General features: G+C 45.8%; 12 protein-coding genes and 1 tRNA gene. 4 read left to right on the top strand and 9 right to left on the bottom strand.

Annotated elements, in window-relative coordinates:
* Positions 1 to 41: 41 nt before the first annotated feature.
* Positions 42 to 1,163, top strand: coding sequence for a beta-ketoacyl-ACP synthase III (locus tag ABY436_RS02665; RefSeq protein ID WP_372737481.1), 1,122 nt, complete (start codon positions 42 to 44; stop codon positions 1,161 to 1,163).
* Between the two features lie 107 nt (positions 1,164 to 1,270).
* On the opposite strand, the gene ABY436_RS02660 is transcribed toward ABY436_RS02665, so the two are convergent.
* The 5 genes from ABY436_RS02660 to nfuA form a co-directional block, all read right to left on the bottom strand.
* Positions 1,271 to 3,154, bottom strand: a complete 1,884-nt coding sequence (locus tag ABY436_RS02660; protein ID WP_372737480.1) for a SurA N-terminal domain-containing protein — start codon at positions 3,152 to 3,154, stop codon at positions 1,271 to 1,273.
* Between the two features lie 65 nt (positions 3,155 to 3,219).
* Positions 3,220 to 3,296 (bottom strand) — tRNA-Asp (locus tag ABY436_RS02655).
* Positions 3,297 to 3,330: 34 nt separating this feature from the next.
* The gene (locus ABY436_RS02650) at positions 3,331 to 3,606 is read right to left on the bottom strand and encodes an HU family DNA-binding protein (protein WP_090727850.1); all 276 of its coding nucleotides are present in this window, start codon (positions 3,604 to 3,606) and stop codon (positions 3,331 to 3,333) included.
* Positions 3,607 to 3,739: 133 nt separating this feature from the next.
* The gene (gene lon, locus ABY436_RS02645) at positions 3,740 to 6,163 is read right to left on the bottom strand and encodes an endopeptidase La (RefSeq protein WP_372737479.1); all 2,424 of its coding nucleotides are present in this window, start codon (positions 6,161 to 6,163) and stop codon (positions 3,740 to 3,742) included.
* Between the two features lie 268 nt (positions 6,164 to 6,431).
* Positions 6,432 to 7,025, bottom strand: coding sequence for a Fe-S biogenesis protein NfuA (gene nfuA / locus ABY436_RS02640; RefSeq protein ID WP_372737478.1), 594 nt, complete (start codon positions 7,023 to 7,025; stop codon positions 6,432 to 6,434).
* Between the two features lie 303 nt (positions 7,026 to 7,328).
* Between nfuA and ABY436_RS02635 the strand changes: the two genes are divergently transcribed.
* Positions 7,329 to 8,498 carry a cation:proton antiporter gene (locus tag ABY436_RS02635; protein WP_372737477.1) on the top strand — a complete coding sequence of 390 codons (1,170 nt, stop codon included), beginning with the start codon at positions 7,329 to 7,331 and terminating at the stop codon, positions 8,496 to 8,498.
* 35 nt (positions 8,499 to 8,533) lie between these two features.
* Here ABY436_RS02635 and ABY436_RS02630 read toward each other — a convergent pair whose 3' ends face one another.
* On the bottom strand, positions 8,534 to 9,517 hold the full coding sequence (locus tag ABY436_RS02630) for a glycosyl transferase family protein (protein ID WP_372737476.1): 984 nt from the start codon (positions 9,515 to 9,517) through the stop codon (positions 8,534 to 8,536).
* 117 nt (positions 9,518 to 9,634) lie between these two features.
* On the opposite strand from ABY436_RS02630, the gene rlmD reads away from it, so the two are divergent.
* Together rlmD and ABY436_RS02620 are read left to right on the top strand one after the other, a co-directional pair.
* Complete coding sequence (rlmD, locus tag ABY436_RS02625) at positions 9,635 to 11,017, top strand: 23S rRNA (uracil(1939)-C(5))-methyltransferase RlmD (protein WP_372737475.1); 1,383 nt, start codon at positions 9,635 to 9,637, stop codon at positions 11,015 to 11,017.
* Positions 11,014 to 11,637, top strand: a complete 624-nt coding sequence (locus ABY436_RS02620) for an RluA family pseudouridine synthase (RefSeq protein ID WP_372737474.1) — start codon at positions 11,014 to 11,016, stop codon at positions 11,635 to 11,637. Before rlmD ends, ABY436_RS02620 begins: the two co-directional genes overlap by 4 nt.
* A 34-nt stretch (positions 11,638 to 11,671) precedes the next feature.
* Here the strand turns inward: ABY436_RS02620 and ABY436_RS02615 are convergent, their stop codons facing one another.
* From ABY436_RS02615 to dapA, 3 genes are all read right to left on the bottom strand, one after another.
* Entirely contained in the window at positions 11,672 to 12,619 is a 948-nt protein-coding gene (locus tag ABY436_RS02615; protein WP_372737473.1) for a 2-hydroxyacid dehydrogenase, read from the bottom strand.
* Between the two features lie 206 nt (positions 12,620 to 12,825).
* The gene (gene bamC / locus ABY436_RS02610; RefSeq protein WP_372737472.1) at positions 12,826 to 14,208 is read right to left on the bottom strand and encodes an outer membrane protein assembly factor BamC; all 1,383 of its coding nucleotides are present in this window, start codon (positions 14,206 to 14,208) and stop codon (positions 12,826 to 12,828) included.
* Between the two features lie 10 nt (positions 14,209 to 14,218).
* Positions 14,219 to 15,097 carry a 4-hydroxy-tetrahydrodipicolinate synthase gene (dapA, locus tag ABY436_RS02605; RefSeq protein WP_372737471.1) on the bottom strand — a complete coding sequence of 293 codons (879 nt, stop codon included), beginning with the start codon at positions 15,095 to 15,097 and terminating at the stop codon, positions 14,219 to 14,221.
* Positions 15,098 to 15,201: the final 104 nt, after the last annotated feature.

Genomic DNA, 15,201 nt, shown 5'->3' with positions numbered 1-15,201 from the left:
TAATAATCAGCGACCAATAATTAACTGAACGGTAGGCATTTATGAAACAAGCTATCATTAGTGGAATCGGCCTATGGACACCCGAAAACAGCATCAGCAATGAAGAGCTAGTCACTGCTTATAATGCGTGGGCAACACAATTCAACAAGGATCACTTTACTGAAATTGAAGCTGGAGATATTTCAGCAAAAACACTTTCTACAGCAGAGTTCATTGAAAAAGCCTCAGGCATAAAAAGCCGTTATGCATATTGCAAAGAGGGCATTCTCGATGCCACCCGCATGCGCCCGATTATTCCATCCAGGCCTGATGATGCATTATCTGTACAAGCAGAAATAGCATTGCATGCCGCCAAACAGGCTTTACTTTCTGCGAATAAAACGCCCGATCAAATAGATGCGGTTATTGTCGCCTGTTCCTATACACAACGCGCCTACCCGGCCATTGCAATAGAAGTACAAAATGCGTTAGGCATCAACGGCTTTGGCTTCGATATGCTGGTAGCTTGCTCATCAGGAACCTTTGGCTTACATCGTGCTTACGAGATGATAAAAGCCGGAACAGCACAGGGTGTATTGGTGATCAATCCCGAATTAACCTCTCCACAAGTGAATTATTGCGATAGAGATAGCCATTTCATTTTTGGCGATGTTGCTGTGGCCACAGTCATTGAATCCGCAGAAACGTGCCAATCTGAACACAGCTATGAAATTATCAGCACAAAAGCAGCAACTGTTTTTTCAAATAATATTCGATCTAACTTCGGCTATACCGCCAGAGTAAGCGATACAGATCCTTTCTCGATGGACGCGCTGTTCCATCAGAATGGCCGCAAAGTCTTCAAAGAAGTATGCCCCATGGCCGCCGAGCATATTACAGCGCATATAAGACAGCATGATCTACATATTGAAAACATCAGGCGCTGGTGGCTGCACCAGGCCAATATCAATATGAACTTATTGATTACCCGAAAACTGCTCGGGCGAGATGCAACCGCTGATGAAGCACCTATTGTACTTGATAAGTATGCAAATACGGCCTCGGCGGGATCCCTGATTGCGTTTCAACAGAACCACGAAGATTTAGAATGCGGAAATTATGGTATTATTTGCTCTTTTGGGGCCGGGTATTCGATTGGTAGCCTGCTAATCAGAAAGAGGTAGCATTACAACAGGCAGTCAGATGTAACACTGATCTACGGCGGAAAAGCCCGACAGCCTGCAAAAAAAAAACGCACTTCATAAAGTGCGTTTTTCATAAAGCCAGTTAACTATTTTTTCTCTATTTCAGCCGCATTCTTCAATTGAGTAAGCAACGACTGATACTCCTGCTGGCCAAAACGTGTGCCCAGGAATATAGCCATCGACTTTTTCTCATCATCAGTCAAGGCCACTTCCGGCAGATTGACTTTATTCAGCAGCACCACAGCAACGCTACCATCATCCAACTCTGTTGTGGAGGCAACAATGCGGCCTGCCTCAGGTTTAGCTAACGAGAATGCCAATGTGCGTACAGATTCAGGAAGATCGCCTGAAGCCCGGGAGACAGCAAAATGCTGCATAACCTCAGCGCCAACAGCGACTTCTGTCATCGTCTTTCCGGAGATTAGATCACTAACAGCTTGCTGAGCTTTTGTCTTAAGCTCATCACCAGCAAGCTGTTCGATCAGCTCTTGCTTTAACATAGCAGCAACTTCATCAAAAGCTTGCACACGAGGCTCAAAATGTGTTTTTACGCGAACAACAACCGTCCGCTCTTTATCTAATTCGATAGGTGTACTGTTAATCCTTTCCCTGATCAGATCGTTACTGAACGCTGCTGCAACTACCTTCGCATTACGCGTAATATCGATCGCACCTCCGGCGCGATCAAATGGCTCGCTCTCTTGAATGACCAGCCCCATCACCTCAGCAGGCTCAATAAGATCACCTGCAGAGAAAGTGATATCCGCCATTAGCTCAAGGCGTTCAACATAAACAGCTTCAACTTTCTGATCCAAGATGTCATCTGTCAGCTTATATTTCATCTCAGCAAAATCAGGTAACTCTTTGTCTGATATGCCGGTCACTTTAATCAGGTGATAACCAAATTCAGTTCGTACCGGCTCAGATACTTCATTCACCGCCAAGGCAAACATCGACTCTTCAAACGGGGCGGAGAAGACACCTTTTCCGTTAAGCCCTAAATCCCCCCCTGCCGCTGCTGAACCCAGATCGTCAGACTCACTCTTAGCCAAGGCATCAAACGCCTCACCAGCCTGGATACGCGCTTGTACAGCCTTAATTTTCTTAAGCGCAGCCTCGTCATCCTGCTCAGCGGTTACTTCAACCAATATATGAGCAACTGCGCGTTGCTCTTCCGCCTGGTAAGATGCCAGGAACTGATCGTATTGTGCCTTTAATTCTGCATCAGAAACTTCGACATTCTCACGCAAGTCGTTCTTATCTAATAGAATGTACTCTATGGCAACCTGTTCGAGGGTCGTTAATGCAGATTTCTCAGCTTCGTATTTTGCTCTTACATCGTCTTCTGAAACCTTAATATTTTTTTCAGCCGACGCTATAGGCAATATGAAGTAACTGATATCACGGGTTTGTCGATCCAGTGCAACAATTCGATCCAACTCAGATGGAACGGCAAACGCTGATAACTGGTAAGCATTACGTTGCTGCTCCACCAATCGTTCTTTTCTCAATAAATCTCTGTACATCAAAGGTGTAAAACCGGCGTTACGTAAAGCAGCTTCAAACTGATTGCGATTAAACTGCCCTTCCACCTGAAAATCCGGGGTATTAATAATCATCTGATCGATCATGCGATCAGAGATAATCATATTTTTATCTTGTGCCGCTAATAGCAGTGATTTTTGTTCAATCAGACTATCGAGTACCATCGCACTGATCAAACCATCATCCAGTAGCGCCGGATCGGCATCCTCACCCATCTGAGAAAGCAGCTGACGCCTCTGCAACTCTGTTGCCTGAAAAAGTTCTTGCTGGGTTATCTCTTCACCATTGACTGTCGCCGGGGCATTTGACTCTGCGGTCAGACTAACTAAAGACTCCACTCCGAATAACGCAAAGGTAACAATAATTAAACCAACGATAACTTTAGCAACAATACTTTGCGAACTATCTCTGATGGATTGCAGCATGATTCACCTAAAACAAACCCTAAAATTAAAAAAAAAGCGCATTCGCCTGAATGCGCTTTTTATCGTGGCGGAACGGACGGGACTCGAACCCGCGACCCCCTGCGTGACAGGCAGGTATTCTAACCAACTGAACTACCGCTCCTTAATCTGGACTATGATCTGACTCGATCAAATTCCTACTTATTTACTGCGTCTTTTAGCGCTTTACCAGGCTTGAAGTTTGGCAAGGTTGCAGCAGCAATTTCAATTGGGTTCCCTGTCTGAGGATTACGACCAGTACGTGCCGCGCGCTCTTTTACAGAAAATGTACCAAAACCGACGAGTGCAACAGACTCACCTTTTTGCAATGAAGAGGTGACTGCTTCCAGCGCACCGTCTAATGCACGACCTGCAGCCGCCTTTGGAATATCAGCAGAAGCTGCAATAGCGTCGATTAATTCAGACTTGTTCACGATGTTCCCCTTTATCGAGTCGTTTATTATTTATGTTCTGTAGTCTATGCTCAACACAAATATCCCGCACTTTATACCAAGTGGCAGAATTAGGTGTCAAGTTCTCAACCCCTGATTCTGCCTGTGTTTGGCATTAATGTGTATTTATTTGTTCTGAAGCAGATTTAGCCGATTTTTTTTCGGTCGATGCAGGCTCAACAGGCTCATCTTTCAGCGGTTTAGGCTGAAATTTCAGAGCAATGTCAAGCACTTCATCAATCCATTTTACCGGTCTGATATCAAGATCAGCCTTTATATTATCAGGTATTTCTTTCAGGTCACGCTGATTCTCGTCAGGAATGATAACTGTTTTAATACCACCACGGTGAGCGGCCAGTAATTTTTCCTTTAAACCGCCAATAGGCATGACCTGACCGCGAAGGTTTATTTCACCTGTCATCGCAACATCTGACTTAACCGGAATCTGAGTTAATGCCGACACCAGCGCTGTACACATACCGATACCCGCACTTGGACCATCTTTGGGTGTTGCGCCTTCAGGAACGTGGATATGCACATCCTGCTTCTCATGAAATGACGATGATATACCCAACGCTTTAGCCCGGCTTCTTACCACGGTTAATGCTGCCTGGATAGACTCTTTCATGACATCACCCAAGCTACCCGTTGTAATCTGCCGCCCTTTACCAGGCACAACCGTCGCTTCGATACTCAGCATATCGCCGCCAACCTGAGTCCAGGCCAGTCCGGTTACATGACCGACCAAGTCTTCCTCTTCCGCCAAGCCAAAACTGTGCTTTTTGACGCCGCTGTACTGCTCCAGATTTTCATCCGTCACAATAATTTGCTCATCAAGGCCACCCAACGCAACCGCCTTAATCACTTTACGACAGATCTTAGCAATTTCGCGTTCCAGCCCACGCACACCCGCTTCACGAGTATAGTAACGAACCAGACTAATTATAGCAGAATCTTCGATTTTCGCTTCTTTTTCCTTTAAGCCATTCTGCTTAATTTGCTTAGGAACCAGATATTTACGCGCTATATTTAACTTTTCATCTTCTGTGTAGCCAGGTATACGAATCAGCTCCATACGATCAAGCAATGGACCTGGTATATTCATTGAATTTGACGTACAGACGAACATCACATCGGACAGGTCATAATCCACTTCCAGATAGTGATCGTTAAATGTCGAATTCTGCTCCGGATCAAGCACTTCGAGTAAAGCAGAAGCCGGATCACCACGCTGATCCATGCCCATTTTGTCGATTTCATCCAATAAAAACAGTGGGTTTTTTACACCGATTTTAGCCATTTTCTGAATAAGCTTACCTGGCATAGACCCAATATAGGTACGGCGATGACCTCGTATTTCTGCTTCATCACGCACGCCACCCAAAGCCATTCGCACATATTTACGATTCGTCGCACGAGCAATTGACCGACCCAGAGACGTTTTACCTACACCTGGCGGGCCCACTAGACACAAAATAGGACCTTTCAGCTTTTTAACACGCTGCTGAACCGCAAGATACTCGAGGATACGCTCTTTTACTTCTGTTAAACCAAAATGATCTTCATCGAGAATCACTTCGGCACGCTTCATATCATGACGCACTTTAGAGCGCTTAGTCCATGGAATCTGCAACATCCAATCGATATATCCGCGAACAACGGTTGCTTCAGCTGACATTGACGACATCATTTTAAGCTTGTTGAACTCGGCAATGGTTTTGTCATACGCCTCTTTCGGCATACCCGCTGCATCAATACGGTTCTTCAGCTCATCAATATCGCTCACACCGTTTTCGTCAAGATCTCCCAGCTCTTTCTGAATAGCTTTCATCTGCTCGTTCAGATAGTACTCACGCTGGCTTTTTTCCATCTGTTTTTTAACACGCCCACGAATACGCTTTTCAACCTCAACAAGATCGATTTCCGCTTCCATCAGCGACATCAGATGCTCAAGACGCAGACGGCTATCAAGCATTTCAAGAATACTCTGCTTCTCATCAAGCTTGAGCGACATGTGCGCTGCAATTGTATCGGACAAACGACCTATATCATCAATATTCTGCAGCGACGAAAGGACTTCGGAAGGAATTTTTTTGTTAATCTGAATAAAACGATCAAACTGCTCTAACGCAGTACGTTTATAGACTTCACTCTCTGCGGCGGTCAGTGTTCCTACTGGCAAATTACTGATTTTCGCAGTGAAATAATTGCCCGAATCATTCAGCTCATCAATTTTAGCGCGATAGTCTCCCTCAACCAGAACCTTAACGGTGCCATCTGGCAGTTTTAACATTTGCAAGACACTGGCTACTGTACCAATATCATGCAGATCACCGGCAACGGGCTCGTCATCAGAAGCATTTTTCTGTGCGATCAGTAAAATTTCTTTATTACCATCCATAGCGGCTTCGAGCGCTTCAATTGACTTTTCTCGACCGACAAACAGTGGAATGACCATGTGCGGGTACACAACCACATCACGTAACGGCAGGACGGGAAGCTCTACATTAATATTATCGGTAGCTTCAAACTGATCCATAATGGATATTGCCTCTCTGCAGGGCACCTATAACATCCAGGTGCGATATAAAAAACAGACACGATACTGTCTGAAAAAGACTTTACGGTGCCTGAATTAGACTATGGGGACTACTCACAAGAAAACAACCTTAAATGGCCGCAACTCGTATTATTTGATGAAGGATAGCTGGCTTTTGGATTTTTTATAGCACAAAGGAAAAATTCAGAGATGCTTCAGACGCATTTGTTGTACCAAATACGCCTGAAACCTATCTTTAAAGTACTTCTTACTTGTAGTAGGAGTTATCAGTCACTGTGTGATCAGTCACATCGCGAACGCCGAGCAGGCCAGGAAGGCGTTCAATTAAGGTTTTCTCTACACCGTCTTTTAATGTCAGATCTACTGCACTGCATCCCTGGCAACCTCCGCCGAATTTCAGTACAGCGATATAGCCATCGGTTTCTTCAATCAATTCGATCAACTTAACTTCACCACCATGTGACGCTAATCCAGGGTTGATATCGCTATACAGAATATAATTAATCTGCTCGCTCATCGGGCTATCCGATGACACTTTTGGTACTTTGGCATTCGGCGCCTTTATAGTCAGCTGCCCACCCATACGATCCTGAGAATAATCAACGAGCGCCTCTTCAAGATAAGGTAGGCTGTTGCGCTCAAAATAAAAGCGTATTTTGCTAAGCTCCAATACTTCGTCGTCTTCAACCAATTCATCCGGTCTGCAATAGGCAAGGCAGGTTTCAGCATAAGGCGTACCCGGCTGCGTGACAAACATCCTTACAGCAATACCTTCAACATTTTGCTTAGAGAGTAAATCGGCCAGATATGTTTCTGCGCCTTCGGTAACCGTCATGTTCATTTTTACACCTGAATACATACATCAATACTAATAAAGTATCAGGATACACCGAATCTAATTCCGAGTAAATTGATCAGATATTATACGATTGCAAAAACCGAAGAGACGATACCTGAAAAATATTGTATTTAACTCTCTTCTCTCTGTTCAGTCATACCCTCTATTATTTTATGGCATGTAAACGCCAGCCAGCAATATCAACATCAGACCTTCCAATATCGCCGGGTAAAGTTTTCAGGTCGCGCTAAACAGCTCACTTCCGCTTCTGTTACAATGTATCTGCGCATACAGGGAGCTTATTAAATGGCTGAACATTCAGTAGTTTTTTCTTTTTTTCTTATCTTTACCGGTGCCGCCATTCTGGCGTCTCTGGCACTCTATACCCGACAACCATTACTGATAGCTTACATCGTACTGGGCGCATTATTAGGCCCTTATGGTTTTCAATTTATTTCTGATACGGCGCTTCTTGCAGACATGTCCCATATCGGCATTATCTTCCTTTTGTTTTTACTCGGGCTGGATATGCAGCCTTCACATTTAATTCAGATGATAAAAAAAGCAACCTGGGTTGCTGTTGGGAGCTCTGTTATTTTTTTAGTTGCCGGTTATTTGGCAGCAATGCTTTTCGGATACACGCAGACAGAGTCTGTAATTATTGGCGCAGCGATGATGTTTTCCAGCACCATCATCGGCATTAAACTACTACCCACAACCGTCCTCCATCATCGCCATACGGGCGAACTGGTGGTAGGTTTACTACTACTGCAGGATGTCATTGCCATCATAGTCTTGCTGGTTTTGTACAGCGGCCAAAATGAAACCAACGGCGCGATGAGTCTGATCATGCCGCTACTCGCCTTGCCGTTACTGATCGTGGTAGGCATAGTGCTGGTTAAATACATTATATTAAAATTAATTCATCGCTTTGACCGTTTCCATGAGTATATCTTTCTACTTGCCATTGGCTGGTGCCTGGGCATGGCTGAAGGAGCCCAATACATTGGGCTATCCGCAGAGATGGGCGCGTTTGTCGCGGGCGTAGCCTTAGCGACCAGTCCTATCTCTCAATATATCGCAACCAACCTCAGACCTCTGCGTGACTTTTTCCTGATCTTATTCTTCTTTTCGGTTGGCGCAAGTTTCAACCTGGGGTTAATCGGGCAGATAATTTTACCCGCAGCCCTGCTGGCCGTTCTTGTAGTTGGATTAAAACCGGTGATATTCCGTCTGCTGTTAAAAACCATCAAAGAAGACAACGCGATGTCATGGGAAGTAGGCTTTCGACTGGGGCAAATAAGCGAATTTTCATTGCTAATTGCCTATATTGCAGCCAGCGCAGCGATGATAGGCCAGGAGGCCTCACACGTCATACAAGCGACAGCCATTCTTACCTTTCTACTGTCGACCTATGTTGTGATTTTCAACTTTCCTTCACCGATCGCGGTTTCTGACAGATTAAGACGAGATTAATAACACTCGTCTTAATCTTCTAAGCCATTTTTGGGCTAAAAGCGGCTGCGATTACGCTGCTTCCACAAAGAACGTGCTAACAACAAAGCAGGCGCTTGTTGATCCGCTTTTCCCAGCAACAGCAGTAATGCAGCCAAGGTACTGATCACTGCACCTTCGCCATACTCATGCACGACCTCGCCCCGCCAACACGCCAGCAACAAGGAAGGCTCCAGCACTTCATCTTTAACAACCCGTTTTGAAAAGATTCTTGGCCACTGCTCATCGGATAGCTCACCCTGACGAATCCAGCGCACTTCACAATCCGAGTCAGGTTTAATTTCAGCCTCACCACCATCACCACGTATAGTCAGCCCATGCTGAACACCTAACAGCTGGCTGGTCTGCTGATGCATTGGCGCATAAGCCGGATGAAAAACTCCATCGACGGTACACTTTGAATTTAAAGGATTAATCAATCGACACAAGGTGTGCACAGGTGAACGCAGTCCTAAAATAGGACGCAATTGGATAATTTCACCCAAGCGAGGCACCATCTCATCAATGGAGAAATAAGCATACTGCTGCTGAGCTAAATCAGCTTCGACCTGCTGCCAATTTTGCGACGCGGCTAAACCGAAAACGGACAGGATATCCTCTATATAAACCCGCCCCTGGGTATGCCCTTTTGAGCCATGCATGAAGACACGTACATTGTTTTCAGAGAGGATAAAAGCCGCCAATAAAAACCAGGGCAACTGCCGTTTTTTTCCAGCATAAGTTGACCAATCAAGGTCAACTTTCAATGATTCTGGCGCTGACGAATGTAATCGAGCGGCTTTAACAAACCCCGTCAATTCCTCTGGCGACTCCTCTTTCACCCGCAACAACATAAGAAAAGCACCCAGCTGCTCTGCCCGGACAGCGCCCGACAAAATCATGCTCATTGCCTCAAAAGCTTCCTCTTGCGTTAGCGAACGCGACCCCTTTTTTCCTTTACCCAAAATGCGCACATACTGCGCGAACGGATGCTCAGACACAACAACAACTCCATAATCAGATCAGGTTCACACTATACAATAGAAACTAGCGTGATTGAGCCTGATACCTTGATACGCAGTATGATAAAATGCGGCCAGCTTATTCTGGAAAGTAATATGAAACGAAAATCGATACGTTTTGGTCGCCCAACTACCAAAAAACAACCGCTTCCTAATGAAGCACTGACGCTACATATTGAGTCACTCAGCCAAGAAGGGCGTGGTGTTGCCCGACATGAAGGCAAAACCATTTTTGTAGAAGACGCTTTGAGTGGCGAGGACGTTGAAGCGAAAATCAGCGTACAACACAAACGCTATGATGAAGCAAAACTCGTCAAGGTCATTACTCCATCATCAGATCGCAGCAAACCAGTTTGCCAGCATTATGAGGAGTGTGGTGGCTGCCAATTACAACATTTAGAGCACAGCGCGCAGATTCAGGCAAAGCAGGCTAATGTACTCAATCAATTGAAGCGATTTGGCGAACAGGAGCCCCTCGTGATTGAATCGCCGATTCAGTCCGAGCCTTGGCACTACCGTCGCTCTGCACGCATAGGCTTAAATATCTTACAAAAAAGTGATGAAGCCATCACTGGCTTTCGTCGCAGAAAAAGTAATAAGTTACTGCAAATAACGAACTGTCCGGTACTTGATCTTCGCGCTGAATCAATCTTCACCGATCTTAAAGAAACACTCAACCAACTGACTAACAGTAAAACGTATACGCATGCCGAGCTACTGTTCGGCGATGAGTCTCAGTCCTTGCTCTTACGCTGCACAAGAAAGCCCAGGCAAGATGACATCGCAGCGCTCACTGACTTTGCACAAAATAAACAATTCAATTTGTACCTGAAAACAGATGTTTCGCAGGTAACCCTGCTTGAGCTCAGCACCAACAGTTATAGCCTGCCAGCTGAAAAAATAAGTCTGCACTTTCAACCGGGTGATTTCTTACAAGTCAATGCAGACGTTAACAGACAGATGATCCGTCAAGCGATTGAGTGGCTACAGCTAAGCAAAGAAGATATCGTACTGGATCTTTTCTGCGGCTTAGGTAATTTCACACTCCCCATAGCAAGACAGGTGAAACAGGTCACCGGGATCGAAGGCTCTGACGAGATGGTTAAACGTGCTACCCAGAATGCGATTATCAACGACATTGATAATGCCAGCTTTTTCCGGGCAGACCTATCGACCGATAATCAGCAACAAGCCTGGCTTAACTCGACCTGTAACAAGATCATTCTTGATCCGCCACGCAGCGGGGCTTATGAACTACTCTCGCAACTACTCTCAAAACAATCACCCCTCGCCCAGGAGATTCTCTATATCTCATGCGAACCGTCTGCATTAGCCAGGGATAGCAAGCTGCTGTTAGAAAAAGGTTACCAACTCAGCCGTTTCAACGTGATGGATATGTTTCCGCATACCAGTCATGTAGAGTCGATGGCGCTTTTTACAAAAAGCAGTAAAAAGAAACAAAGCGGGACAAAAAAATGATCCCTGTACTGTTTGCTGATGAGCACTTTATTATCATTAATAAGCCGCATGACTTGCTTTCAGTACCCGGCAAGGGGCCGGAGAAACAAGACTGTGTAGGGCGCAGGATTCAAGCAGAAAGCCATCCTACTGCCCGCATTGTACACCGACTGGATTACGCCACTTCCGGTCTTATGGTCCTTGCCCTGACTGCTGACTCTTTGGTGCAACTAAGTCGATTGTTTCAAGAACATAAGATGAGCAAAAGATACCACGCCATTATTAGCGGCACACCTACTGAAGATAACGGTATAATTGAGCAGCCATTACGCTGTGATTGGGAACGACGCCCACTACAAATGATCGACCATGAAAAAGGAAAATATGCCCTTACCCGCTGGGAAACAATAGAAACGCTCCGCGACTCCACACGCGTCTTTCTTTACCCGCAAACAGGGCGTTCCCACCAACTGCGCGTACATATGCTGTGGATGGGCCACCCGATTGCCGGCGACCGATTCTATGCTGATGATAAAGCTCTCAGCCTGTCTGACAGGCTAATGCTGCACGCAGAAGAGCTTTCGTTTACCCATCCCTACACTCAGGAACCCCTGTCGTTTTTGGCTGAAGCACCTTTTTGAAGGCATGGGTTAAAGGCGCTCCAGTCATAGATACTCAAACGACCCGGCGCACAACATTCTGGCTGCCATGATTTTTTATATTATCGACCGTCTGGTCGATAATACGCTGGCGAGCCTCCTTACTTCCCCACGCGCTATGCGGGGTAACAATAAGGTTAGGGATATCCGGCGATAACAACGGATTGCCCTGGCGTGGTGGCTCTTGAGTCAAGACATCCGTGGCTGCTCCAGCCAACGCACCGCAACGTAACGCATCGGCAAGCGCCTGCTCATCAACCACACCACCACGGGCAACATTGATCAATACAGCCTCTTTTTTCATCAAAGCGAGTGCACTGGCATCAATCAGATTATTTGTTTCAGCGGTCAAAGGGCAATGTATAGAGAGCACATCTACCTCAGGCAATAGCTTCTCCAGAGGCATACGTCCTTCGCGCTGATCTGTCACAGAACGACCGGCAACCAGTACTTGCATACCAAACGCTTGTGCTATCTTTGCAACGCCTTGACCCAGGTGGCCATACCCAATGATACCTATTTTGCGGCCACTTAACTCTCTGATGGGAAAATCGAGCAAGCAAAACTGCGAAGACTTTTGCCATTCGCCTGCCCGTACCGCCCGGTCATAATTAAGCAAATTAGTATGGAGTGCCAGAATTAGCGAAAACGTATGCTGAACAACGGAAGGGATACCATATGCCTGGCAATTATACACAGCCACCCCCTGAGTCGTGGCTGATTTCAGGTCAACATTATTAGTGCCCGTCGCCACTACACAAATCATTTTCAAGTGGAAAGCGCTTTCAATGACAGCCTGTGTTAACTGCACTTTATTAACGATAATGACATCTGCACCTTTAACTCTCTCTGCCACCTGCTCCGCTGATGTACCCTGAAAAGTGGTCAAGGTAGCAAAGCAGTTTTCAAGAACACTCAAATCGAGGTCATCCAGCCCCTGAAGATCAAGAAACACAGCATTCATTTTGTTCTCCGTACACTCTGATAAAAAAATAAGGAATAAAAGTAAGAAATAAAAAAAGGAGCACCGGGCTCCTTAAATATCAAATTAACATCTTAGCTGCAGAGGACGTTTATACAGTGAAGCACTTCTATACACCTGAGACAGAGAAGCACTTCCCTCAGCAAATCTGCCAGCACTTCCTCTCAGCACAGGCTCAATTCAGCGGCTTAACCTGCTGTCATATTATCCTTAATAGACCACAGAATCTCTTCTGCAATAATCGCCGGTGCAGCTAACCCTTCATCATTTCTGACCGTAATATAAACACCAGAACGCGCCCGGTTCATCTTCAGCTGATATTTTCCAGCGTGTTCAAAAGCATTGGTATCGGCGTTAAAGCTTCCCTTCGCTTTTTCACCACCGAAGACATAAATAACCCGCCCTGCAAGCCATATTTTATAACCCTTCTGGTTAGCCGGATTGCCGGGATCAGCTAACGCCTGCACTTCGCCCTCCTCCAGCACCGGAGCCTCAACCGCATCTTTAGAGCTATAGCTAATTTCATCCGCAGTTTTTATCCCTAGTGCAGAAGAGATTGTACTCGTGCTCAGTTTGATTTCTTCACGGTCAGAGAACAGCCATTCAAAGAACCCCATATCTTTTTTGCTTTCCAGCGGTGTTGATGTCGTATAAGTAATGTACAACATACCTATATCCTGATCACGCGTACCCACATCAACGCCCGCACGATCAACAGCAGCATTCAGCATATCCCATGATTCATCGATCGGGGCATCAATTTTCATCACCGGATTACCACGGGAATCACGCCCTAATAACGGACGGGCACTCTGCTGTTGCTGTATAGCCAGCAATGAACGCTCGCTAGGCTTTACAGATGCCTTACTCATATAGCGTAGCATTTCAAACATCATATCAGACTGGTAGCCAACATCCTTTGAAGCCGTATCCCAGTTAATATCTGTGACGTCCTGGCTTTCAGGAAACTGAGCATGCTTCATCTCAATAGCAGTACGCTGATAATTTTCCGGATCCGGACGTAAGCGAACTTGCAACTTATTACGGGAACCACCAGGAATATCCTGCAGAGTCAGATGCTTAATCCAGCGATCAGCAAAGCTGAGTTCGGGGCCATTCAATGTAATCCAGTCACTTTCAATCACACCCTGACGAGCATCAGCACTGGCTATTTCAACACCGTTAAATTTCATGAAATCCAGGGTTTTTTCCCACACTGCAGCAATTGGCTCATCGACTACAATGATCTTCTGATCACCCAGTTTTTTCAGGTTGACTGATTTGCTACCCGTGTCGGCATAAAAGAACTCAGGGCGAGGCACTTCAAACTCTTTTGTTCTGACAGAGGCTGTCTCGCCGATTGTCGGTATAACAAACTGATCCTGCGTCGACTTCGCCTGAATATGCGGCGGAATCGACAACTCCTTACCGACGGTTGCCTTCTCGTACTCCTGGTTCCGGTCTTTTAAAACCCCATCTTCGCCATAGATCGGATTTTTACCGATCATACTACAACCGCTGGTTGTGACCAGCCCAACCAGAATTACTGAGGTAAGCAACCGTGTGTTCATCAAATATTTCCTACTTAAGTACGTTGCAATCAACAAGTGCCTGACGCACTACAGGCCGACATTCTTCTGATAACACTGTTAATGGCAGACGAATACCCAGATCCATCAAACCCATTTCATGCATGGCCCATTTTACCGGGATAGGATTGGCTTCAATAAAAAGCTGGGTATGCAAAGGCATCAGACGTGTTTGGATCGCACGTGCTTCTTCAGATTTACCTTCAAGCCCCAAATGGCACATCCGGGCCATCTCAGCAGGAGCCACATTGGCTGTTACCGAGATATTACCCTGACCACCTGCAATAATCATCTCGATTGCGGTTGCATCGTCTCCAGAGTAGATGGCAAAACCTTCAGGCGCTTTCTCAATCAGAAGACGAGCACGCTCCAGATCACCTGTTGCTTCTTTAATGCCCACAATATTTGGGATCTGCGCTAAACGCAGTACCGTTGGAGGCAACATATCACATGCTGTACGCCCGGGTACGTTATACAGAATCTGTGGAATATCCACCGCTTCGGCAATCGCTTTAAAATGTTGAAACAAGCCTTCCTGTGTTGGCTTATTGTAATAAGGCGTCACCAACAGGCACGCATCAACGCCAGCCCCTTTCGCTTCACGCGTCAGTTGAATCGCTTCCGTTGTAGAATTCGCACCGGTACCTGCAATAACAGGAATACGGCCATTCACACGCTCAACGACACGTTTAATTACCGCGCAATGCTCTTCACAATTAAGTGTTGCTGACTCACCTGTCGTGCCTACTGCAACGATAGAATCTGTGCCGTTTTCCAGATGAAAGTCGACAACTTTATCAAGACCAACCCAGTCGATCTCTCCGTTTTCTTTCATTGGAGTTACAAGCGCTACGATGCTGCCGGTAATCATTTTATTCTCCGTTAACTAAGGCTTGGCATTATTGCATTTAACTGCACACATCCAAAACCTGATCTGATATCGTATAAGGCTCGATATTCTATACGAAATAAAGT

Origin of the sequence: Neptunomonas sp., from assembly GCF_041601355.1 — a bacterium.
GTDB lineage: Bacteria > Pseudomonadota > Gammaproteobacteria > Pseudomonadales > Balneatricaceae > Neptunomonas.
This window is presented reverse-complemented; position numbering and strand designations above follow the sequence as displayed.

Excerpts from the sequence above, each read along its gene's own strand:
- ABY436_RS02635 (WP_372737477.1), top strand. The coding sequence starts at position 7,329 with ATGGCTGAACATTCAGTAGTTTTTTCTTTTTTTCTTATCTTTACCGGT.
- bamC (WP_372737472.1), bottom strand. The coding sequence starts at position 14,208 with ATGAACACACGGTTGCTTACCTCAGTAATTCTGGTTGGGCTGGTCACA.
- ABY436_RS02615 (WP_372737473.1), bottom strand. The coding sequence starts at position 12,619 with ATGAATGCTGTGTTTCTTGATCTTCAGGGGCTGGATGACCTCGATTTG.
- ABY436_RS02665 (WP_372737481.1), top strand. The coding sequence starts at position 42 with ATGAAACAAGCTATCATTAGTGGAATCGGCCTATGGACACCCGAAAAC.
- rlmD (WP_372737475.1), top strand. The coding sequence starts at position 9,635 with ATGAAACGAAAATCGATACGTTTTGGTCGCCCAACTACCAAAAAACAA.
- lon (WP_372737479.1), bottom strand. The coding sequence starts at position 6,163 with ATGGATCAGTTTGAAGCTACCGATAATATTAATGTAGAGCTTCCCGTC.
- ABY436_RS02620 (WP_372737474.1), top strand. The coding sequence starts at position 11,014 with ATGATCCCTGTACTGTTTGCTGATGAGCACTTTATTATCATTAATAAG.
- dapA (WP_372737471.1), bottom strand. The coding sequence starts at position 15,097 with ATGATTACCGGCAGCATCGTAGCGCTTGTAACTCCAATGAAAGAAAAC.
- nfuA (WP_372737478.1), bottom strand. The coding sequence starts at position 7,025 with ATGAACATGACGGTTACCGAAGGCGCAGAAACATATCTGGCCGATTTA.
- ABY436_RS02660 (WP_372737480.1), bottom strand. The coding sequence starts at position 3,154 with ATGCTGCAATCCATCAGAGATAGTTCGCAAAGTATTGTTGCTAAAGTT.